Origin of the sequence: Lacisediminimonas profundi (assembly GCF_008831265.1) — a bacterium.
Taxonomy (GTDB): domain Bacteria; phylum Pseudomonadota; class Gammaproteobacteria; order Burkholderiales; family Burkholderiaceae_D; genus Lacisediminimonas; species Lacisediminimonas profundi.
In genome coordinates this window covers 148254-169566 of sequence record NZ_VTTH01000007.1, presented here as the reverse complement: position 1 = coordinate 169566, position 21313 = coordinate 148254, and the positions used below count along the sequence as shown (strand labels likewise).

The window sequence follows — 21313 nt, the reverse complement described above, 5'->3', positions numbered from 1 at the left end:
TACCTGAAAGGACCATCGCATGACTTCCACCTTTAGCCGCCGTCAATTCCTTGGAGCAGCTGCTGCGCTTGGCGCCGCCAGCCTGGGTTCGATGCCCGCCTGGGCCCAAACCCAGCCCCTGACCATTGGCTGGTACCCGGGACAGCTGGGCAACAATTTCCGCCGCAGCTTCCTGGACACCTACCCGGCGGGCAAGAGCGCCAGGATCATCGAATCATTCGACAATGCCCGCTTCACGCAGATGCAGGCCAACCGCAGCAACCCCAACCTGCATATCGGCGTGTTCACCGACGTGCTGTTGCCACTGATCGCCCGTTCCGGACTGATCAGCCTGATGGACCCGGCGACCATTCCCAACCTCAAGGACATCGATCCGCGCGTCAAGCTGCCGGTCGGACTGCACGCTGTGCCGGTGACCTACGGCGCCTGGGGTATTGCCTACAACGCCAAGCGGGTGAAGAAGCCGGTCACTTCATGGGCCGACCTGCTGCGCGCCGACCTCAAAGGCCACGTTTCGTCCCCCAATATCACCTACAACTCCTCCGTGTACACGCTGGACGCCATGGCTTCGCTGGAAGGCGGCAGCCTGCGCAAACCCGACGCCGGCCTGAAAGCCATGCATACCATCCGCACCAGCGGCCCTGGCTTGTGGGACCAGGAAAGCATCGCCCTCGGCTGGCTCAAGACCGGCGAGATCTGGGCCACGCCTTACTTCAGCGGCAACGTTCTGGCCATGGCGCGCGATCCTGACCTGCAGGACATTCGCTTCTGCGTGCCCAGCGAAGGCGCTTACTCGCTGCCGATGAGCATCACGCGCGTGGTGAACCCCTCCGCAGGCAATGCGCCCGAGGCTTTCATCAATCACGTACTGGGAGTCGAAGCACAGGAAGCATGGGCCCGCATCGGCGGTGGCCGGCCGATCAACGCAAAAGCAAAGGTGCCGGCCGAAGTGGCAGCCACGGTGCCGACGATTGATCGCCTGCGTACGCTGGACTGGAACTACTTCGCGGAGCAGCGCAGTGCGTTCGTGGATCGCTGGGCGGCGGTAGTCAACCGTTAAGGTCCGGTTTCGCACCGGTCGGGGCTTGCTTCGAGCGCAAGCGCAGGCAGGCCCCGGCCGCCGCCGGGATCTGCCAGGCCGGATCAGGTATCGACCCACCAACCGCTGACCAGGCGCTCCGGCCTGGACCGGGCACGTACCTGCGCGCTCGCTTCCCAGGCGTCGAACTGCACAATCAGGCCGGCATAGATGCCGTACCCTTCGCCAGCCCGTATGTCATCTTCGGCCAGCAGGCTCTCCCCGGCCTTGATTGCGCCGGCTGCGCTGATCGACTTGCCGGCCCTGATACCCCAGCCGGCTTCCAGATGCCCGTGGCAGAGAATCGCTTCGCCGCACTCGATGCCATTGCCCACGTGGATATTGTCCATGCCGGTGATGGACCCGCACACCCGCAGTCCTTTGCTGCACTGGACTGTGGCTTCCGTGACGAGGTCCTGCCCGATAGCCGCAGCGCCTCCGACATGGAGGGCGCCGCGACAAACCAGGTCCCACTCGGCCCGCAAGTTTCCACCGCAACGCAGGGGCCCCTCAAGCTCGATGCCGCAGTCCACCTTGACGTCGCCGCCAGCGTCGAGCGATCCGCTGCAGCGAATTGCTCCACCGGCCCGAATGTCTTCGCCGGCAATGATCGATGTTCCCGCACGCACACCGCCGCCCGTACGGATGGACCTACCAGCCCGGACGATGGAATCGACGTCAATGCTGCCGCGTACATCCAGCGTTCCGGCAAACACGATGGCGTCGGCCTCGATGCTATCGACTGTCAGCACGGCATCGGTAGGGCCAAATTGATCCAGAAGCCAGCAAGCATCATTGACGCGGCCATCCCTGACCAGGGCATCCAGAAGCGGCTGGTAATCGCCGCCGCGCTCATGGTTGCGGATAAACCAGCGAAAGCCGTCGGCGCATGGGCGCTTCGCCTTGACGAACTCTCGTGTCAGGTCCATGGCGACTCCGCATCTGGAAGAAATGCAGGGATGAATTTCATGAACCCGGCGATGCGCGGACTGGTCCGGGGACCGGCCGGAAGGGAAAGCAGCAGGCCCAAGGCGTGGCTGTTGGCGCTGAAATTGGACAGCGCACCTATGGATTTGATGTTCATTGAAAATCCTGGAAATGCGAATGAATTCCAGGCTGGCAAGCCTGGAATTCGTTCAAGAAATGAGCGGCGGACGATCAGGTGGCTCAGGTCGCTCAGGTCGTGTAATCGCCGCTGGCTTCCGGCTGGAACAGGATCGCTTCGACCGTAGCCGAGCGCTCCTCACCGTGCGGGAGTTGCCACTGCGCCGTCGAGCCGACGCGAAGGCCCAGCAGGCTTGCACCCACCGGCGAGAGCACTGAAATGAATCCCTGCCGGGGCTCGGCGTGCTCGGGATAGCACAGCGTCAGCCTTTGCTTGAGACCCGAGCTGAGGTCGAGGATTTCGACTTGCGAATACATGGTCACCACATCAGCAGGAACCGCTGGAGGCGGGATCACGTCAGCCGATTCCAGGCTGTCGGCAAGATCGTCGGGCAGATGGCCGCTGTCCAGTTTGGACAAGCGGGCGAAGTCGAGCGAGGTGAGGACACGCTCACCGCGGATGATCGCAGGCATGGAGGATTCCCAAAAGTGCGGCCAGGACTCGGAATGAGCCGGCAACTATCGCGCTTGGTTTAAGCCCGGCGATAGCGTTTGCGCTAATGAGAAGGGGTATCGCCGGGCTCAGGAATCTGCGTCGGGCTGGCAGGTTTTCCTGGTGTTCGTTCGTTTGGGCGCGCGACAGCCCGCCTCGACCGTCATGGACGGTGCGGCCTTGTGCGAACGAACGAAGAAAAAGGAAATTGCCATAGGCCCGAAGGTAGGCGAATCCCGCGTCCTTGTCAAATGGGCGCCCGCCGGCAACAAGGACTTCATCCTGATCCTGATTGCGGCGGGCTTCCTGCGCCGCTCCCCGATCGGGAAACAGCCTGGCTTGTTGCACAATACGGGAATATGCCTGACTCTTTGCGCATGCATAACTGAACCTTCATCAAGTACCCGCCATGCCTCCAACGATTCGCTCTTCAACGCCAGCTCCGGGCGCCGATGCCGGCCGCTGGGAATTCTGGATCGACCGTGGCGGCACCTTCACCGACATCGTGGCGCGCCGGCCGGACGGCGGCATCGTCACCGCCAAGCTGCTATCCGAAAATCCGGGGCAATACCAGGATGCGGCAGTGCAGGGCATACGCCAGTTGCTGGGCCTGGAATCCGGAGCGCCGGTACCCGCCGGGAAAATCGCCGTAGTGCGCATGGGCACCACGGTCGCCACCAACGCACTGCTTGAACGCAAGGGCGAGCGGGTGCTGTTCCTCGTCACGCGCGGCTTTCGCGACGCCTTGCGCATCGCTTACCAGAACCGGCCGCGCATCTTCGACCTGCAAATCGTGCTGCCCGATCTGCTCTATGAAGAAGTGGCGGAGATCGAGGAGAGGATTGCGGCCGACGGCAGCATCGTGACGGCTCTGGAAGAGCAGGGCGCACGCGCTGCGCTGCAGGCGGCGCGTGAGCGCGGCTACACGGCAGTGGCGATTGCCTTCATGCATGGCTACCTGAATCCGTCGCACGAGGCGCGTGTGGCGGCGCTGGCGAGCGAGGCCGGCTTCACGCAGATATCGGTGTCGCACCAGGTGTCGCCACTGATCCGCTTTGTTGCCCGCGGCGATACCACGGTGGTGGATGCCTACCTGTCGCCGGTGCTGCGCTCCTATGTGAACCGGGTTGCCGCCGCGCTGCCGGGCGTGCGCCTGCAGTTCATGCAGTCCAACGGTGGATTGACTGATGCCCACAGCTTCCAGGGCAAGGACTCGGTCCTGTCCGGGCCGGCTGGCGGCATCGTCGGCATGGCGCGGGTTTCGCATGCGGCCGGTTTCGATCGGGTCATCGGCTTCGACATGGGCGGCACCTCGACCGACGTGTCGCATTTCGCTGGCGAATACGAGCGCAGCTTCGACACGTTGGTCGCTGGCGTGCGCTTGCGCGCGCCGATGATGAGCATACATACGGTGGCGGCCGGTGGCGGATCGATCTTGCGATTCGACGGCACCCGCCTGCGGGTGGGGCCCGAATCGGCTGGCGCCAATCCGGGACCGGCCTGCTATCGGCGCGGCGGTCCCTTGACCGTGACCGATGCCAATCTGTTGCTGGGCCGGATACAGCCGCGGCATTTTCCTGCCGTATTCGGCCCCGAGGGAAACCAGGCGCTGGACGCAGCAGTGGTGCGCGAGCGTTTCGCGCAACTGGCGGCTGAAGTGTCGCAGGCAAGCGGCCGGCCGACCAGTCCGGAACAGCTGGCCCATGGTTTCCTGGAGATTGCGGTGGCCAACATGGCCAATGCCATCAAGCGCATCTCGGTGCAGCGCGGCTATGACGTGACGCGCTACACCCTCACCACCTTTGGCGGCGCTGGTGGCCAGCACGCGTGCGCCGTGGCCGATGCACTGGGCATGCCGCGCGTATTGATCCATCCGTTGGCCGGCGTGCTGTCGGCGTACGGCATAGGCCTGGCCTTGCCAACGGCGATCCGTGAACGCTCGGTGGAGCGCCGCTTCGACGCCGATGGCGAAGCGGCGGCGCGGCGCGTCCTGGCGTCGCTGTCCGATGCGGCGCGTGCCGAACTGCAGTCGCAGGGGGCAGCCGACAAGGACGTGTGCGTCGCATGCCGGCTGTTCCTGCGTTACGAGGGCACGGACACCGGACTGCCCGTCGGCCTGGCCGATGCCGCCACGATGCGCGCGGCCTTCGAGCAGGCCTACCGCCAGCGTTTTTCGTTCCTGATGCCGGAACGCGCGCTGATGATCGAATCGGCGGTGGCCGAAGCGACTGCGCATGATGCGGTGGCGCCCGCATCGATGGCTGGATCGACGGCTGGATCGCGCGGTGCAGCGGCGGACGCCGGGCGCGAGCAGCGCCACGCTGGCGACGCAGCGCAGCCGGTCGCCGTCGTTTCGATCCATGCCGACGGCGCATGGCACGACTGCCCGCTGTATCGCAGCGTCGACCTGCAGGCCGGGGACATCCTGGCCGGACCGGCGGCGATCAGCGATGCCAATGCCACCACCATCGTCGATCCGCAGTGGCGCGCCAGTGTCACCGAGCGCGGCGACATCGTGCTGGAACGAGCGGTGCCGCGTCCGCAGCAGCGGGCGATCGGGACTGACGCCGACCCGGTGATGCTGGAAATTTTCAATAACCTGTTCATGTCGATCGCCGAGCAAATGGGCTATCGGCTGCAGAACACTGCCCATTCGGTCAACATCAAGGAGCGGCTGGATTTTTCCTGCGCGGTATTCGACGCCGATGGCGATCTGGTTGCCAATGCGCCGCATATTCCGGTCCACCTCGGCTCGATGGGCGCCAGCGTGCGTGCCGTGATCGACGCCAATGCCGGCCAGCTGCGCCCGGGGGACGTCTACGTATTGAACGATCCCTATTCCGGCGGCACCCATCTGCCGGACGTTACCGTCATCACGCCGGTGTTTGGTGCTGATTCAGGTGCTGATTCAGGTGCTGATTCAGGCGCTGATTCTGGTGCTGATTCTGGTGCTGACAATCGCAAGCCCTTGTTCTATGTCGGTTCGCGCGGACATCACGCCGATATCGGCGGACTGTCGCCGGGTTCCATGCCGCCGGATTCACGCACAATCGAAGACGAAGGCGTACTGATCACCAATTTCCAGTTGGTCAGGGAAGGGCGCTTGCGCGAAACCGAATTGCGCGCCTTGCTGGCCGGCGCGCGCTACCCGGTGCGCAATGTCGAGCAGAACCTGGCGGACCTGCGAGCCCAGGTCGCCGCCAATGAAAAGGGGCGCGAGGAGTTGCTGCACATGGTCGGTTACTTCGGACTTGATGTGGTGCACGCCTACATGCGCCATGTGCAGGACAATGCCGAAGAATCGGTGCGGCGCGCCATCGATCGCCTGCAGGACGGGCGCTTCGAGGTTCAACTCGATAACGGCGCGCAGGTATCGGTGGCGGTCTCGGTCGACCACGCCTCACGCAGTGCGACCATCGACTTCAGCGGCAGCTCGGCCCAGTTGCCGAACAACTTCAACGCGCCGTGCGCGGTCACGACGGCAGCCGTGCTGTACGTGTTCCGCACCCTGGTTGGCGACGATATCCCGATGAATGCCGGCGGCCTGAAGCCGCTGAACATCGTGGTGCCGGAGGGGTCCATGCTCAATCCGCGTTATCCGGCGGCAGTGGTGGCCGGCAACGTCGAAACCTCGACTTGCGTGACCAATGCGTTGTACGGCGCGCTGGGGGTTTTGGCCGGCAGCCAGCCGACCATGAACAACCTGACCTTCGGCAATGCGCGCTACCAGTACTACGAAACTATCTCCGGCGGTTCCGGCGCCGGCGGCCGCTTCGATGCGGCGGGTGCGCTGACGGGCGGTTTCGACGGCACCTCGGTGGTCCAGACCCACATGACCAATTCGCGCCTGACCGATCCCGAGATCCTGGAACAGCGTTTCCCGGTCCGGCTCGAGCGCTACCAGATCCGTCATGGTTCCGGCGGCGGCGGTCGTTGGCGCGGCGGCGATGGCGGCGTGCGCACCCTGCGTTTCCTGGAAGCGATGACGGTCTCGATCCTGGCCAATGGCTGGAACCATCCGGCGTTCGGCCTGCGCGGCGGCGCGCCGGGCGCATGCGGACTTGCGCGCGTGCTGCGCGCTGACGGCAGGGTTGAACCGCTTCGGCATGCTGACCAGGCCCAACTGCTGGCCGGCGATGCCTTTGAAATCGAGACGCCAGGTGGTGGCGGCTTCGGCCCAGTCGAGCAGTGACCGTCCCGCTTGCCAACGCCGATCGGATAAACTCGGGGTGCAAGCTGGCAGGAACGCTGCAACTGATTAACAGGATGCATCCTTCAATCGACTCACAGGAACAAAAATGAAAATCGAGACCTTGGCCGTGCACGCTGGCTATTCGCCGGATCCGACAACGAAATCAGCAGCGGTCCCCATCTACCAGACAGTCGCCTACGCTTTCGACAACGCCCAGCACGGCGCCGACTTGTTCGACCTGAAGGTCCCGGGCAATATCTATACGCGGATCATGAATCCGACCCAGGATGTGCTGGAGAAGCGGGTCGCCGCGCTGGAGGGCGGCATCGCTGCGCTGGCGGTGGCGTCCGGCATGGCCGCGATTACCTACGCCATCCAGACCATTGCCGAAGCCGGCGACAATATCGTGTCGGCCAGCACCTTGTATGGCGGCACCTATAACCTGTTCGCGCACACGTTTCCGCAGATGGGCATCGATGTGCGTTTTGCCGATTCGTCAAACCCGGACAGCTTTGCGCCGCTGATCGACGAAAAGACCAAGGCGATTTTCTGCGAATCGGTCGGGAATCCGCTCGGTAACGTCACCGACTTCGGCAAGCTGGCCGACATCGCTCACGCGCACGGCATCCCGCTGATCGTCGACAACACGGTCCCCAGTCCCTACCTGTGCCGGCCTATCGAACATGGCGCCGATATCGTCGTCCATTCGCTGACCAAGTACCTGGGTGGCCACGGCAACAGCGTCGGCGGCGCCATCGTCGACAGCGGCAAATTCCCGTGGGCGCAGCACAAGGCTCGCTTCAAGCGCCTGAACGAGCCGGACGTGTCCTACCATGGCGTGGTCTATACGGACGCGCTGGGACCGGCGGCCTTTATCGGTCGTGCACGCGTGGTCCCCTTGCGCAACATGGGCGCCGCGATTGCGCCGATGAACGCATTCCTGATCCTGCAGGGCATAGAGACGCTGGCGTTGCGCATGGATCGCATCAGCGACAACACGCTGGCCCTGGCCCGGCACCTGAAGTCACATCCGAAGGTGGCCTGGGTGAATTACGCTGGCCTGCCCGACCATCCGGATCACGCGCTGGTGCAGAAATACATGAATGGCAAGGCGTCGGGAATCATTTCCTTTGGCCTTAAGACGGCCGACAAGGGTGATCCGCGCGCTGCCGGTGCCCGCGTTCTCGATGCGCTGCAATTGTTCACCCGCCTGGTCAATATCGGCGACGCGAAATCGCTGGCCACGCATCCGGCTTCGACCACGCATCGTCAGTTGAACCCGGAAGAACTGGCCAAGGCCGGGGTGTCCGAGGAAATGCTGCGTTTGTCGGTCGGGATCGAGCACATCGACGATCTGCTGGAGGATCTGGATCGGGCGCTGGCTGCGGCTTGAGTTTCCAGCGCAGCCATAGCGCTCGCGACCGATCGACTTTATGGCGCCCTCAACTTGAAAGCTGAGCAGCGCCCGTAACCCTGGGTGAGGGGTTCTGTGGCTCTTTGGCTTGCGGTTCGTGTGGCTGGGTTTGATGGTTGTCGGTGTGAAGCCGGGAGACACCCCGGCGGGTGTGTTCCTTTCTTTTGGAAAAAGAAAGGAACCAAAAAAAAAACGTCAACACCCACTTGGCCAACGGCGGGGCCGAACGCCAACCAGACGCGGATGTCTGGGCTAATCCAGTGCGACGTTCGCGAGAGATGATCCCTCGGCTGGGTGCCGCTTACCTAATCAGCCAACCCCATGAAGTGTCTTATACCGATGCCCAGCGCACCGTTGACTCTCAATTGTTTTCGAAGCTTCAAACAAGCGACGGATGGGATCTGTTCAGGGACGGCAGAGAACGGCAGAAAATCCCCTGAGATCCCCACCCCGCTGGCAATCAGACCTCAAACGCCAATTAGCGGCTTCGAAAACAATTGGGAGTCAACGAGCGGTGGTGTGCGGTCGGCGGCATTGAAGCGGGTTGACTGATCCCGGTCAGAGGCGAACGTGTGGCAGGACCCTCCTCGCGAACGCCGCAATGGTTCGGCCCAGGCGTCCGAGTCTGTTTGGCTACCGAACCAGGCGTTGGCCAAGTGGGTTTTGACTTTGGTTTCTTTGGTGACTTTCTTTTCCAAAAGAAAGTTACACACCCGCCGGGGTGTCTCCCGGCTTCACACCGACAACCATCAAACCCAGCCACACGAACCGCAAGCCAAAGAGCCAGAGAGCCAGAGAGCCACAAAACCGCTCACCCAAGATTACGGGCGAGCCTCAGCTTTCATGCGGAGGGAGCGTTTGTGGCGTGCGCCGGTCTACGTTGTGAATCACGATGTGGAGCTGCTGGCGCTGATGGAGCTCCTACTTCCGTCCCCCCAGCTTCGGCGCCCGCCCGCGCTGCACTGTCTTCAGCAAATCCACCGTATGTGAAAAATCATCGATCAGCGAAGCAACGGTGCTGGCCAGGTGACGAAAATCTTCCCCCGATAGCGCGCGAAACAACTGGTCGTTGACGAACAGGCGTTCCGGCGCGATCCGCTCCACGCTCTTTTTTGCCGCCGGCGTCAGGCGCAGCAATACGCTGCGGCCGTCGTTCGGATTCGGCCGCTTTTCCACCAGCCCTGCGGCTTCCAGTTTTCGTACTTCACTCGTGATGAAGGCCGTCGTGACGTGCATGTGCTGGGCGACGTCGCTGCCGCTGACGCCTGACGCTCCCTGGTACTGCGCAATGATCATCAGGATGTTGTACTGGGGCGATGTGACGCCCAGCCGTTCCGCCAGATAGGCGCGGGCGGATGCAAGGTAATTCGCGAGGCTGGAAAAGTCATACAGGAATTGCCGGAAATTACGGTCCGACGTTCCGTCCTCATCCAGCAGCTCCGGTTTGGAGACCGTGGGCAGCAGCGTAAACGTGCGCTCGCTGCTCTTTTTTGGGGCGCGGGAGGCACTGCGTGCGGGCAAAGTCTTCTTTTTCGGCTCGGAAGCCGGCTTGGTCGAGCGCGTGGTTTTGGTCGGGCGGATCACATCAGCACTTTAATCTGAAAGGGGATAAGCATACAGCCTCCATTGGGGCCGGGTATCGCCAACCAAATTAATTAAGCAACTTAATCAAGTTAGTTGACGAAAGGTCGTGTCTCAATTATCTTTCGCTGGCACGAACGATGCTATGTACGTCGTTCCGCAACCCCACTTGGAGATGACATGTTGAAGATGAAAGTACTTGCCAGCGCGCTGGCCCTGGCGATGGCAGCAGGCGGCGTTCACGCCCAGAACAAGATTTCCGATGGCGCCGTCAAGATCGGCGTCCTGACGGACATGAGCTCGCTGTTCTCCGATATCGGTGGCCAGGGATCGGTCATCGCAGCGCGCATGGCGGTCGAAGATTTCGGCGGCAAGGTCAATGGCATGCCGATCGAAGTCGTGTTTGCCGATCATCAGAACAAGCCCGACGTTGCCAGCAGCAAGGCACGCCAGTGGTACGACGAAAACAAGGTCGATGCCATCGTCGATCTGTTGCCGTCCTCGGTTGCGTTGGCAATCGCCAACCTGGCGCGCGAGAAGAACAAGATCGTGCTGATCAGTGGTGGCGGCACCTCCAGCCTGACCAACGAGAATTGCTCGCCGAATACCGTTCACTACACCTACGACACCTACGCGCTGGCGACGAATACCGTCAACGCGATGAAGAAGCAGGGTTACGACAGCTGGTATTTCCTGACTGTCGATTACGCGCTCGGCCGTGCCCTCGAAAAGGATGCAACGGACGCGCTCAACGCCAATAAAGGCAAGATCGTCGGCTCGCTGCGCCATCCTACCAATGCATCCGACATGGCCTCCTACCTGCTGCAGGCGCAGGCATCCGGCGCCAAGGTCATCGCGCTGGCCAACGCCGGCGGCGACGTGATCAACGTCGTCAAGCAGGCGGAACAGTTCGGCATCCTGAAGTCGGGCAAGCAGGTGCTGGCCGGCCTGCATGTGTTCATCTCTGATGTTCATTCGATGGGGCTGCCGCTGGCGCAGGGCATGACGCTGACCACCGGTTTCTACTGGGACCAGAATGACGCAAGCCGGGCCTGGTCGAAGCGCTTCTTCGAGCGTCACAAGCGCATGCCGACCATGGTCCACGCCGGCATCTACTCCTCAGTTACGCACTACCTGAATTCGATCAAGGCGACCGGCAGTGACGAGGCGCAGACCGTGATGGCCAAGATGAAGGCCACCCCGATCAATGACTTCTTCGCCAAGAACGGCCGGATCCGCGCCGACGGCCGCATGGTTCACGACATGCTGCTGGTTGAAGTCAAGAAGCCGGCCGAGTCCCGCACGCCTTGGGACTACTACAAGATCAAAGCTGTCATCCCTGGCGATCAGGCTTTCTTGCCTGCCGCAAAGAGCGTTTGCCCATTAATGAAGAAGTAACGACGAGAAGCCGAGCCAAATCATGTCCAGAGACGGAAAAAAACATATTGAAAGCCTGCGAGACGGGCGCGAAGTCTACATCAACGGCGCGGTGGTCGACGACCATGTCGACCACCCTGCCTTCCGCAACAGCATCCAGTCGGCTGCTGCCATGTACGACTACCAGATGAAGGCCGAGAACGTCGAACGCATGACGTTCGCGTCGCCGAAAACTGGCGAACGGGTCAGCCGCATGTGGCAGCTGCCGACGTCGTACGCGGAGTTGGTCGAGCGCCGCCATGCGCTCGAGTCCTGGGCAAACCTGTCGGGCGGCTTTTTCGGCCGCTCGCCCGACCACGTCGGCTCCGCGCTGGCCGGCATGTACATGGGCATGGACCTGTACAAGCGCTCCGGCGACAAGTTTGCGAATGCGCTCTCGGATTACTACGAGTATGCGCGCGACAGCGACCTGTACCTGACCTACGTCATCATCAATCCGCAAGCCGACCGCAGCAAGAGCGCATCGGAACAGGCCAATGAATTCCTGGTGGCCGGGGTGGTCGACGAAGACCATGAAGGCATCACCATCAAGGGCGCCAAGATGCTTGGCACCGGCTGCCCCATGTCCAACGAGGTCATGGTTGCCTGTATCCAGCCGCTCAAGGCTGGCGATGAAAAGTACAGCTTTACCGCGATGATCCCGCTCAACGCCAAGGGCGTGAAGCTGATGTCCCGGAAATCCTATGAAGAAGCGGCGCGCTCGAAATTCGACAATCCGCTTTCCTCCTCCTTCGACGAAAACGACAGCGTGCTGTACTTCGACGAGGTAAAGGTGCCCTGGGAGCGGGTGTTCGTGCACAACGACATCAAGATGGCGCAGGATCAATGGCATGCCATCCCGACCCATGTGTTCCAGAACTACCAGTGCCAGATCCGCCTGGTGGCGAAGATGCGCTTCCTGCTCGGCCTGGCCCGCAAGATCACCGAAACCAACGGCGTGATCGGCTTCCCGCCGGTCAAGGAAACGCTCGGCCAGATGGCGGCCGAGGTCTCGATGGTCGAAGGCATGGTCGAGTCGATGGAGATCAGCGGCTCGATGTATGGCAAGTATTTCGTGCCCAATGCCAAGCGGCTCTATTCGGCCACGGTGCTGACCCAGCAGCTGTATCCGAAATTCCTGCATTCGCTGCGTGAACTGGCCGGCGGCGGCATGATCATGCTGCCGTCCTGCGTCGAAGATTTCGCCAATCCGGAAATCGCCAGCCACATCGACAAGACCCAGCAGTCGCCCGTGACGGATTCACTGGGACGGGTGAAACTGTTCAAGCTGGCGTGGGATGCGGTCGGATCGGAGTTCGGTTCGCGCCACCTGCAGTACGAAATGTTCTACTCCGGTGCGAACATGGTTACGCGCGGTCATGCCTTCCGTACCTACGACTGGGACAAGGCGGTCGGCATGGTCGACACCATGATGTCGAGCTATGGCCTGCCGGAAGATGCCGCTGCGGTGTTCAAAGCGGTACGCGGCGCCTGAGGCGAGGGAAGCAAGAGCGATGACACAGATCGATCCCCGCGCGCTGCGTAACGTCCTGGGCTGCTACGCTACCGGGGTGGCCATCATTACCACGCGTTCGCCTTCGGGCGAGCACGTGGGTGTCACCGTCAACTCGTTCTCGTCGGTCTCGCTTGATCCGCCGCTGATCCTGTTCTCGCTGGCACGCACCGCTAACGTGCTGGCGACCTTTCAGCAGGCAACGCATTTTGCGGTGAACATGCTTGGCCATGAGCAGCAGGCCTTGTCCAACATGTTCGCCAAGCCATCGACCGCGCGATTTGAAGCGGGCAGCTATACCGAAGGGGCGAGCGGCTGCGCCCTGTTCGGGAAGTCGGTTGCGCAGCTGGAATGCAAGAGGGCGTCGGAAGTCGAAGGCGGCGACCACGTCATTTTTCTCGGACAGGTCACCGATTTTCATCTGCGTTCAGCGACGCAGCCCTTGCTGTTTTACCGTGGCGCATACGGCACCTATGCGCGCGACCAGTGGAGCAAAGTACCGCCGCATGACGGTACGCTGTCCGATTTCGGCGTGCCGGGCTGGGGTTGACTCGCGGCCGCCAAAAAGGAATTTCCCGGCCTGCCCCCGGTCCGCATACGGCCAGGGGGCAGGCCGGCCTGTAGCAGGATCACTCGGCCTTGATCTTGCCGTCCTTGATGATCTTCTCGTAGCGCGCCGATTCCGTGCGCATCAGCTCGGCAAGTTGCTCGGCGCTGCTGGCAACGACGTCCATACCCATGTCGGACACTTTCTTCCTGATTGCCGGCGATTGCAGTATCGAACGTATTTCCGCTGACAATTTCTCGACGACCGGCGCCGGTGTTCCCTTGGGAGCCAGCAAGGCGTAGATCGATGCCGATTCAAAGCCGGTCAGGCCTTGTTCCTGCAAGGTCGGAATTGTCGGTATCACCGGGGAGCGCTTGTTGCTGGCGATGCCGATCGCGCGCACCTTGCCGCTCTGGAGCAGTGGCGCAACGGCCGAGACCTGCCCGAACATCATGTTGGCCTGGCCGCCGAGCACGGCGGTCACTGCTTCCGAGGTTCCCTTGTAGGGAATGTGCAGGATGTCAGTGCCGGTCGCCAGCTTCAGCTGTTCACCCGCCAGATGCGGCTGCTGGCCCACGCCAGCCGAGCCGTAGCTGAGTTTGCCGGGATTGGCTTTGGCGTAGCTGATGAGCTCTTTCAGGTCCTTGGCAGGCACGGCCGGATGGACCACCAGCACGTTGTCGATGCTGGTCATCAGCGAGACTGGTGCGAAGTCCCGCGCGCTGTCATAGCGCAGGTTGGAAAAGATGTGGCGGTTGATGACCAGCGGTCCGGTCGGCGCGACGACCAGGGTGTAACCATCGGCCGGAGAGCGGGCAGCCGCTTCCATTCCGAGGCCGCCGCCGGCGCCCGGTTTGGATTCGACGATGACCGGTTGCCCCCAGCGGGTGCTCAGCTCGGCGCCCACGATGCGTGCCAGGATGTCGGTCGGACCGCCAGCGGAGAAGGGGTTGATGATGCGGATGGTCCGGGATGGGAACGGCGCATCGGCGGCCGCAGGCGATGACTGCGCCAGCGCAGTGGTGGATGCGGTTGCGGCGAGCAACAGCGATGCGATCAGGCGTGGCAGGATTTTCATGATTACTGTCTCCGTGGTTTATTGGTATGGTTGAAAATCTGAACATCAGGGCTGCATCGAAAAATCAATCCGCACTGGAGGTCCGGCGCCTCTAGTGCACCGGACCATGGGCATCAGTTGCGTCAGTTGCCTCAGTTCGCGGGGCGTGCCTGCGCCCGCAATGCCGTGATCGTGGTGCGGGGCGTGATGACATCCGGATCCACGCGCAGCTCGATCAATGCCGGGCCGTCATGCTGCCTGGCGCGTGCAAACGCGGCTGCGAAATCCACCGTGTCCTCCACCAGTTCGCCAGACGCGCCATATGCCTTGGCCAATGCGACGAAATCCGGGTTGAACAAATCGCTGCCGCTTACGCGTCCCGGATAGTGGCGTTCCTGATGCATGCGGATGCTGCCGTACATGCCGTTATTGACCACGATGAAGACCACATTCAGCTTGTGCTGGCGGGCAGTGGCAAGTTCCTGGCCATTCATCAGAAAGCAGCCGTCGCCGGCGAAGCAGACCACGGTACGCTCCGGATGCACCAGCTTGGCTGCTATTGACGCCGGCACCTCGTAACCCATGGTGCCGCTGGTGGGCGTCAGTTGCGTGCGATAGCCGCGGTACTGGTAGAAACGCTGCACCCACAAGGTGTAGTTGCCAGCGCCGTTGACCACGATGGAGTCGGCCGGCAGGGTCTCGCGCAAATGCTTCATCACCTCGCCCATGTCGACCAGGCGCCGCACTGGCGTGTGCTTGAGGTTGTTGCGATAGTCTTCCCTGGCGCCGGCGCTCCAGTCCTCCCACGGCACCGATGCCATCGGCTCGAGCGCGCGGGCGGCGCTGGCGAATTCGTCCATGCCTGCATGGATCATCAGGTCGGCCCGGTACACACGTCCCAGCTCGCCTGAATCGCGATGCACGTGGACCAGTTGTTGCACCGGCTTGGGTATCGCAAACAGCGAGTAGGCGTTGGTCGTGGTCTCGCCCAGGCGTGGCCCGACTGCAATCACCAGGTCCGACGCCGTGATGCGCGCCGCCAGTCGTGGATCCATGCCGAGGCCGGCCTCGCCGGCGAAATTCGGATGGCGGTGGTCCATCAGGTCGTGGCGACGGAAGCCGCAGGCCACCGGCAAGTTGAAATTTTCGGCGAACTGCGCGATGTCCTTGCAGGCCTGGTCCGACCATGCGCCGCCGCCCAGCATGACCAATGGCCGTTGGGCCGTCGCCAGCATGCTGCGCAACTTGGTCATGACCTGCGGCGCCGGATGGGTTTCGAAGCGCTGGTAACGCGGACTGTCTGCTACCGAAACCTGGTCAACCAGCATGTCCTCCGGCAGCGCCAGCACCACCGGGCCGGGGCGGCCCGAGGTGGCGATGTGGAACGCGCGGCTGACGTATTCCGGAATGCGGCGTGCATCGTCGATCTGGTCGACCCATTTGGCGATGTTACCGAACATCTGCCGGTAGTCGATTTCCTGCCATGCTTCGCGCCCGGCGGTCTCGCGCGCGACCTGGCCGACGAACACGATCAGCGGTGTCGAGTCCTGGCTTGCCGTATGAATGCCGATGCTGGCGTTGGTCGCGCCCGGGCCGCGTGTGACAAAGCAGATGCCCGGCTCGCCGGTGAGCTTGCCATATGCCTCAGCCATGTAGGCGGCGCCACCTTCCTGCCGGCAAACGACCAGCTTTATCGAATCCCGCTCGGTGTACAGGGCATCGAGCGCATCGAGGAAGCTTTCGCCCGGCACACAAAAGGCTGTCTTCGCACCGTGAATTTTCAACGCATCGATCAGCACGTGTCCGCCGCTGCGAGTTGATGTCTCCTTCATTGCCTACCTTTTTATAAAAGTTTCAGGCACTCGCCTGGCAATCCAGGCGAGTCGATGGCCAAAGCTCAGAGTGCGGGCACGCGACCGTCTTCCGATTGCGGCTTGGGCGCGCCCTGCGGTTTGCCCTGCTCGCCGAGCCACTTCACATGCTCGTCTGCCTTCGAACCGAAACGCGTCTCGTCGACCTTGATGTCCTTGAACTTGACCCGCGTGAAACGCTCCTTCTGCTCGAACGGCACCGTAGCGTCGATCCCCAGCTTGGCGCGGATGCCGTCACGGCCTTTGCGCACGTACTCGTGTCCACGCGCGCCCGGAATGACGAACAGGTCCTGCGATGCTTCCATCCGGGTCGCCAGCGCGTACTCGACATCGACCGGGTCGTGAATGTTGATGTCGCTGTCGACCGCGATGATCATGTCGAGGTCTTTCAAGGCCCCGAAGGACGCCAGGATGGCGTTGCGCTGCAGCCCGTCGTGCTGGGGCGATGTCTTGTGCACGCTGAGGACCGCATGGAAGCGGTGCAGCCCACCGGCGGTGATTTCGACATCATTGACAAACGGCGTCGCTGCTTGCAGTACCTTGAGCAGGCTGGCCTCCAGCACATACTTGCGCAGCATGACCGTTTCCCGGCCAAAGCCGTTGATTGCATAGTAAATCGGGTCGTTGCGATGTCCGATCGACGTGATGTCGAAAATCGGCGCCGGGCCGTCGGCCGACATGTAGCCGATGAATTCGCCGAAGGGACCTTCATGCACGTTCTGGTCGCGGCGCAGTATGCCTTCCAGCACGATCTCGGTTTCGGCGGGAATCAGCAAGTCCTGCGTGATTCCCTTGCACACCGGCAGGGGCGCGCCGATCAGGCCGCCCGCGACCTTCATTTCATCGGCTGTCTCCGGCATTTGCGAACCCATGGTCGCTGCCGTGTAGAGCACCGAAAGATCGGTGCCGATGCAGACGGCGATCGGCAGGTCTTCGCCACGCGCGCAGGCGCGTTCGAACGCCAGGCGCAGGTGGCGCCCGTAGTCCATTTTCAGGGCGGTCTGGTTGGGGCCGACCAGTTGCAGCCGGTGATACGACGCGTTGTAAATTCCAGTCTCCGGGTCGCGCACGATCACGACGCCTGCGGTCACGAAACGTCCCGGGTCATTCTCTGCATGGCGCAATGCGGGCAGCAACTTGCCAATGTCGAAATCCCTCGTGTAGACATTTTCCTGCCATGGGGCGGTCGGCATGACTACCGGGTCGATCGGGTTGCCCATGGCGCGCGCCACGAATTGGCGGATGCCGCGGAAGTCGACCCCGAAGGCGGCTTCGCAGTTTGCCTGCGAGGCCAGGAAGTTGCCGATCACCGGCATGTCGTGGCCCTTGACCTCGGGGAACAGGATGGCCTTGCCGCCATCGCGCTTCTTGAGGACGCCAGCGATCTCGTATTCGACATCGGCAGCGCCGGCATAGCTTTCGATGCGGCCGGCTGCGGCGAGCCGGCGCAGCGCGGTGCGGAATCGTGTGTCAATGACTGCGGGCAGTTCTGTACTCATGTTGATCTCCTTTTTTCTGGATTCGGCTGTCTTGGGCTTCCCCCGGGATCAACCGGGGGAAACTCTCAGTTAGCTTTGGCGCCGGAATCCTTGACGACTTTGTTCCATGTAACCAATTCCTTGGCGACAAATGTGCGGAATTGTTCTGGCGTATCGCCGATCGGCACCGAGCCGATCTGGGTCATTTTTTCCTGGAAGGCAGGAGTGCGGGTGATTTTCTGGACTGCGGCTGACAGCTTGTTGACGATATCCGCCGGCGTTCCGCCCGGTGCCACCAGGCCATTCCAGACGATGCATTGATAACCGGGCAATCCCGCTTCGGCGATCGTCGGCAGGTCCGGCGCCTGCGGCTGGCGCGCGGCGCTGGTGACTGCCAGTGCGCGCAATTTGCCCGCCTTCATTTGCGGCAGTGCGTCCGACAGGTTGGCAAAGGTGATCGCCACTTCGCCGGCCAGGGCTGCTGCAGTCGCCGGCGCGCCGCCCTTGTAGGGCACATGCAGGATGTTGACGCCCGCCATCGACTTGAACATTTCTGCGGACAGGTGCGTGGTGCCGCCGATGCCGGCCGAGCCGAAACTCAGTTTGCCCGGCTGTGCCTTGGCAAGTGCGATCAACTCCTTGACCGAAGTTGCCGGCACTGACGGATTGACCAGCAGGACCAGCGCATTGCTGCTGACGTTGCTGACCGGTGCCAGGTCCTTGACCGGATCGTAGTTGATCTTGGCCATCAGGCTCGGCGAGATCGTATGCGGACCGGTGGACGACATCAGCAGCGTATAGCCATCGGGAGCCGCCTTGGCGACGTATTCGGTAGCAATCATGCCGCCGGCGCCAGCCTTGTTCTCGACGATGACAGTCTGGCCAAGCGATTGCGTCAGGTATTGAGCGGTCACACGGGCAACCACGTCGGTGTTTCCGCCAGCGGCGAATGGCACGATGATGCGTATCGGCCGGTTGGGATAGTCATTGCTTTGGGCACCAGCGGTGTTGGAAAAAGCCAGTCCGGCCATCACAGCGGTAAGAAGAATTTTGCGCATCATGAGAACTCCAGTTTGTCCGTGTCAGATAAAGACCCAGGTTGCAGTGCCCCAAAATTGTCTCCGGGCCGCATTGCAGGGCGAAATATTGCGTACTTTTTTCAGTACTGCTTGTTGTAAATTTTTTTTCGTGCCGGTGTGAACAGCGGGCGCCGGCAGTGATGCCGGCAGCCTGCTGCTTCTGCCGCTTTACTGCTTACGCTGCTTTGTTGCTTTCGTCGTAATAGTGGATCTCGAGCAGCATGCAGCCCTTCTCCGACTTGAACGGCCCGTGGTAAGCACCAGGCGGGCGGCAGGCATAGGTGCCAGGCGCGAAGCTGGTGCCGCCGTTGCCGTTGACGTCATTGCCGACCGTCAGGTCGCCTGACAGCAGGTAGACCTCTTCCCAGTAGTCATGAACGAAGGGTGCGGTGGTGTACACGCCTGCGTCAAAACGCAAATGCCGCGTGCGCGAACCGGTCTTGTTCTTCTCGTCCAGCGAACCCGCCAGGATCTGCTGCTTGATGCCTTCCGGATAACCGGGCGGGGTTTCCCAGCCGGTGCTCAGGTCGATCGTGTGGAATTCCTTGTGTTCTTTATGAATGGGCATGTGATGTTTCCTTTTTAATCTACATATGGCAGGGTGCGCACGTTATAGGCGTGCTTCAGGATGCGCTTGTTGACCGGGTCCTCAAGCTCCACTTCAAAGCGTTCACCGCCGCCGATCGGGCCGATCACGGTCAGCGTGCCGCAATACATCGCGGTGCCTACCGGCAGCGTGCTGCCGCCATTCGTGTAACGTCCGATCAGGTCGAGCGGCGCCAGCATCTTGGTTACCAGACCTTCCTGGTAGAGCGAGCGCTCGCCATTGCGGGTTACCCACGAACGCAGTAGCAGGCTGTCCCAATGGGCCTCGACGTCGGCCAGGCGCCACAGCGTGGCACTGACCGGCTTCGCGCACATTTGCTTCGACACTGTCACGCCATAGGCTTCCACCTTGCGGTCGGTGTGATCCGAGCCGATGCCGACGTACAGTCCGTCTTCCAGCGAAACAATCACGAATTCGGCTTCGCCGCTGGAGTCCGGGCCGGTCATGTCCAGGTTTTCTTCAGTCGTCAGCAGGGTGTTGCTGACGCGGTAGAAACACGGCACCGTGCGTGGACGCGCTACGCCGATTGCTTCCAGCTCGGCGATGTGATGTTCCACCGCGTCCGCGTCGCGCCCGGTCCAGCCTGCCACCACCAGATCCTTGATTGCTACTTCACGAACCTGGCCGTCGATCGAGAATTTGAGTTGATGCATTTGTCGCTTCCTTTGCTAGTGTGCCGCCCACTGGATGGCGCTGATGTCGATACCTTCTTTATACATGTCCCACAGTGGCGACAGTTCGCGCAGTTTCGCCACTTTCGTTTTCAGGAGATCGATCGTGAAATCGATCTCCTCTTCCGTCGTGAATCGTCCGATGCTGAAGCGGATGGAGCTGTGCGCCAGCTCATCGGAGCGGCCAAGCGCCCGCAACACATAAGACGGCTCCAGGCTGGCCGAGGTGCAGGCCGACCCGGACGAGACCGCAATTTCCTTGATCGCCATGATCAGGGACTCGCCTTCAACATAGTTGAAGCTCATGTTCAGGATATTTGGCGCATGGTGCACCGTGTCGCCATTCAGGAAAACCTGCTCCATCGATTGCAGGCCATCCAGCAGGCGCTTGCGCAGCCGGCCGATGCGCTCGCCCTCGCTCGCCATTTCTTCCCTGGCGATGCGAAAGGCCTCGCCCATGCCGACGATCTGATGGGTCGGCAAGGTGCCGGAGCGCATGCCGCGCTCATGGCCGCCGCCATGGATCTGGGCCTCGATGCGCACGCGCGGCTTGCGGCGCACATAAAGTGCGCCTATGCCCTTCGGACCATAAATCTTGTGCGCCGTGACCGTCAGCAGATCGATCTGCAGCTCCTGCAAATCAATCTCGACCTTGCCCGCGGCCTGCACTGCGTCGCAGTGAAAAATGATGCCGCGCTTGCGGCACATTGCACCGATCGCCTTGACGTCCTGAACCACGCCGATTTCATTGTTGACCATCATTACCGACACCAGGATGGTATCCGGCCTGATCGCCGCTTCCAGCTTGGCCAGGTCAAGCAGGCCGTTGGGTTCCGGTTGCAGATAGGTCGCCTCGAATCCCTGGCGTTCCAGCTCGCGCACCGTATCCAGCACCGCCTTGTGCTCGGTCTTTACGGTGATGATGTGGCGGCCTTTTCCCTTGTAGAAATTGGCCGCGCCCTTTATCGCCAGGTTGTTGCCTTCGGTCGCACCCGAGGTCCAGACGATTTCGCGGGGGTCGGCATTGAGCAGCGCGGCCACATGCTGGCGCGCGTCTTCCACCGCATCGTCGGCTTCCCAGCCGTAGGCGTGCGAACGGCTGGCAGGATTGCCGAATTTGTCGGTCAGGTACGTAACCAGTTTTTCCGCCACGCGCGGATCGACCGGCGTGGTGGCGGAGTAATCCAGGTAGATGGGGCGCTTCATGTTCAT

17 protein-coding genes are annotated in these 21313 nt (G+C 61.9%); 6 read left to right on the top strand and 11 right to left on the bottom strand.

Translation table 11 applies throughout. The features are described 5' to 3' along the window. Window positions 1–19 precede the first annotated feature (19 nt). A complete protein-coding gene (locus tag FVE66_RS18330; protein ID WP_151448920.1) occupies window positions 20–1060 on the top strand; it encodes an extracellular solute-binding protein in 1041 nt (346 codons plus the stop codon). 83 nt (window positions 1061–1143) lie between these two features. Here the strand turns inward: FVE66_RS18330 and FVE66_RS18325 are convergent, their stop codons facing one another. The 3 genes from FVE66_RS18325 to FVE66_RS18320 form a co-directional block, all read right to left on the bottom strand. Continuing rightward, a complete protein-coding gene (locus FVE66_RS18325) occupies window positions 1144–2007 on the bottom strand; it encodes a DUF342 domain-containing protein (protein WP_151448919.1) in 864 nt (287 codons plus the stop codon). Beyond that, entirely contained in the window at window positions 1998–2162 is a 165-nt protein-coding gene (locus FVE66_RS20240; RefSeq protein ID WP_161993337.1) for a hypothetical protein, read from the bottom strand. Before FVE66_RS20240 ends, FVE66_RS18325 begins: the two co-directional genes overlap by 10 nt. A 92-nt stretch (window positions 2163–2254) precedes the next feature. Further along, entirely contained in the window at window positions 2255–2656 is a 402-nt protein-coding gene (locus FVE66_RS18320) for a GreA/GreB family elongation factor (RefSeq protein ID WP_151448918.1), read from the bottom strand. 428 nt (window positions 2657–3084) lie between these two features. Between FVE66_RS18320 and FVE66_RS18315 the strand changes: the two genes are divergently transcribed. Both FVE66_RS18315 and FVE66_RS18310 read left to right on the top strand, forming a co-directional pair. Continuing rightward, entirely contained in the window at window positions 3085–6867 is a 3783-nt protein-coding gene (locus tag FVE66_RS18315; RefSeq protein ID WP_151448917.1) for a hydantoinase B/oxoprolinase family protein, read from the top strand. Between the two features lie 106 nt (window positions 6868–6973). Further along, window positions 6974–8260, top strand: coding sequence for an O-acetylhomoserine aminocarboxypropyltransferase/cysteine synthase family protein (locus FVE66_RS18310; RefSeq protein ID WP_151448916.1), 1287 nt, complete (start codon window positions 6974–6976; stop codon window positions 8258–8260). Window positions 8261–9202: 942 nt separating this feature from the next. Here FVE66_RS18310 and FVE66_RS18305 read toward each other — a convergent pair. Next, window positions 9203–9865, bottom strand: a complete 663-nt coding sequence (locus FVE66_RS18305; RefSeq protein WP_151448915.1) for a MarR family winged helix-turn-helix transcriptional regulator — start codon at window positions 9863–9865, stop codon at window positions 9203–9205. Between the two features lie 186 nt (window positions 9866–10051). On the opposite strand from FVE66_RS18305, the gene FVE66_RS18300 reads away from it, so the two are divergent. Genes FVE66_RS18300 through FVE66_RS18290 form a run of 3 tightly spaced genes read left to right on the top strand, consistent with a single transcriptional unit; the run spans window position 10052 to window position 13341 of the window. Next, window positions 10052–11260 (top strand): ABC transporter substrate-binding protein, encoded by a 1209-nt coding sequence (locus tag FVE66_RS18300; RefSeq protein ID WP_151449013.1) that lies wholly within the window; start codon window positions 10052–10054, stop codon window positions 11258–11260. Window positions 11261–11282: 22 nt separating this feature from the next. After that, window positions 11283–12773, top strand: coding sequence for a 4-hydroxyphenylacetate 3-hydroxylase family protein (locus FVE66_RS18295; RefSeq protein ID WP_151448914.1), 1491 nt, complete (start codon window positions 11283–11285; stop codon window positions 12771–12773). Window positions 12774–12792: 19 nt separating this feature from the next. Then, a complete protein-coding gene (locus FVE66_RS18290) occupies window positions 12793–13341 on the top strand; it encodes a flavin reductase family protein (protein ID WP_151448913.1) in 549 nt (182 codons plus the stop codon). A gap of 79 nt (window positions 13342–13420) precedes the next feature. On the opposite strand, the gene FVE66_RS18285 is transcribed toward FVE66_RS18290, so the two are convergent. From FVE66_RS18285 to FVE66_RS18255, 7 genes are all read right to left on the bottom strand, one after another. Next, a complete protein-coding gene (locus FVE66_RS18285) occupies window positions 13421–14416 on the bottom strand; it encodes a Bug family tripartite tricarboxylate transporter substrate binding protein (protein WP_151448912.1) in 996 nt (331 codons plus the stop codon). 131 nt (window positions 14417–14547) lie between these two features. After that, entirely contained in the window at window positions 14548–16227 is a 1680-nt protein-coding gene (locus FVE66_RS18280; RefSeq protein ID WP_151448911.1) for a thiamine pyrophosphate-binding protein, read from the bottom strand. Between the two features lie 65 nt (window positions 16228–16292). Then, a complete protein-coding gene (locus tag FVE66_RS18275) occupies window positions 16293–17765 on the bottom strand; it encodes a UbiD family decarboxylase (protein ID WP_151448910.1) in 1473 nt (490 codons plus the stop codon). Between the two features lie 65 nt (window positions 17766–17830). Beyond that, complete coding sequence (locus FVE66_RS18270) at window positions 17831–18805, bottom strand: Bug family tripartite tricarboxylate transporter substrate binding protein (protein ID WP_151448909.1); 975 nt, start codon at window positions 18803–18805, stop codon at window positions 17831–17833. Window positions 18806–18998: 193 nt separating this feature from the next. Continuing rightward, entirely contained in the window at window positions 18999–19391 is a 393-nt protein-coding gene (locus FVE66_RS18265) for a cupin domain-containing protein (RefSeq protein ID WP_151448908.1), read from the bottom strand. 14 nt (window positions 19392–19405) lie between these two features. Further along, on the bottom strand, window positions 19406–20083 hold the full coding sequence (locus FVE66_RS18260) for a DUF2848 domain-containing protein (protein ID WP_151448907.1): 678 nt from the start codon (window positions 20081–20083) through the stop codon (window positions 19406–19408). A 15-nt stretch (window positions 20084–20098) separates the two neighbouring features. After that, complete coding sequence (locus FVE66_RS18255; protein ID WP_151448906.1) at window positions 20099–21307, bottom strand: IscS subfamily cysteine desulfurase; 1209 nt, start codon at window positions 21305–21307, stop codon at window positions 20099–20101. Window positions 21308–21313 lie beyond the last annotated feature (6 nt).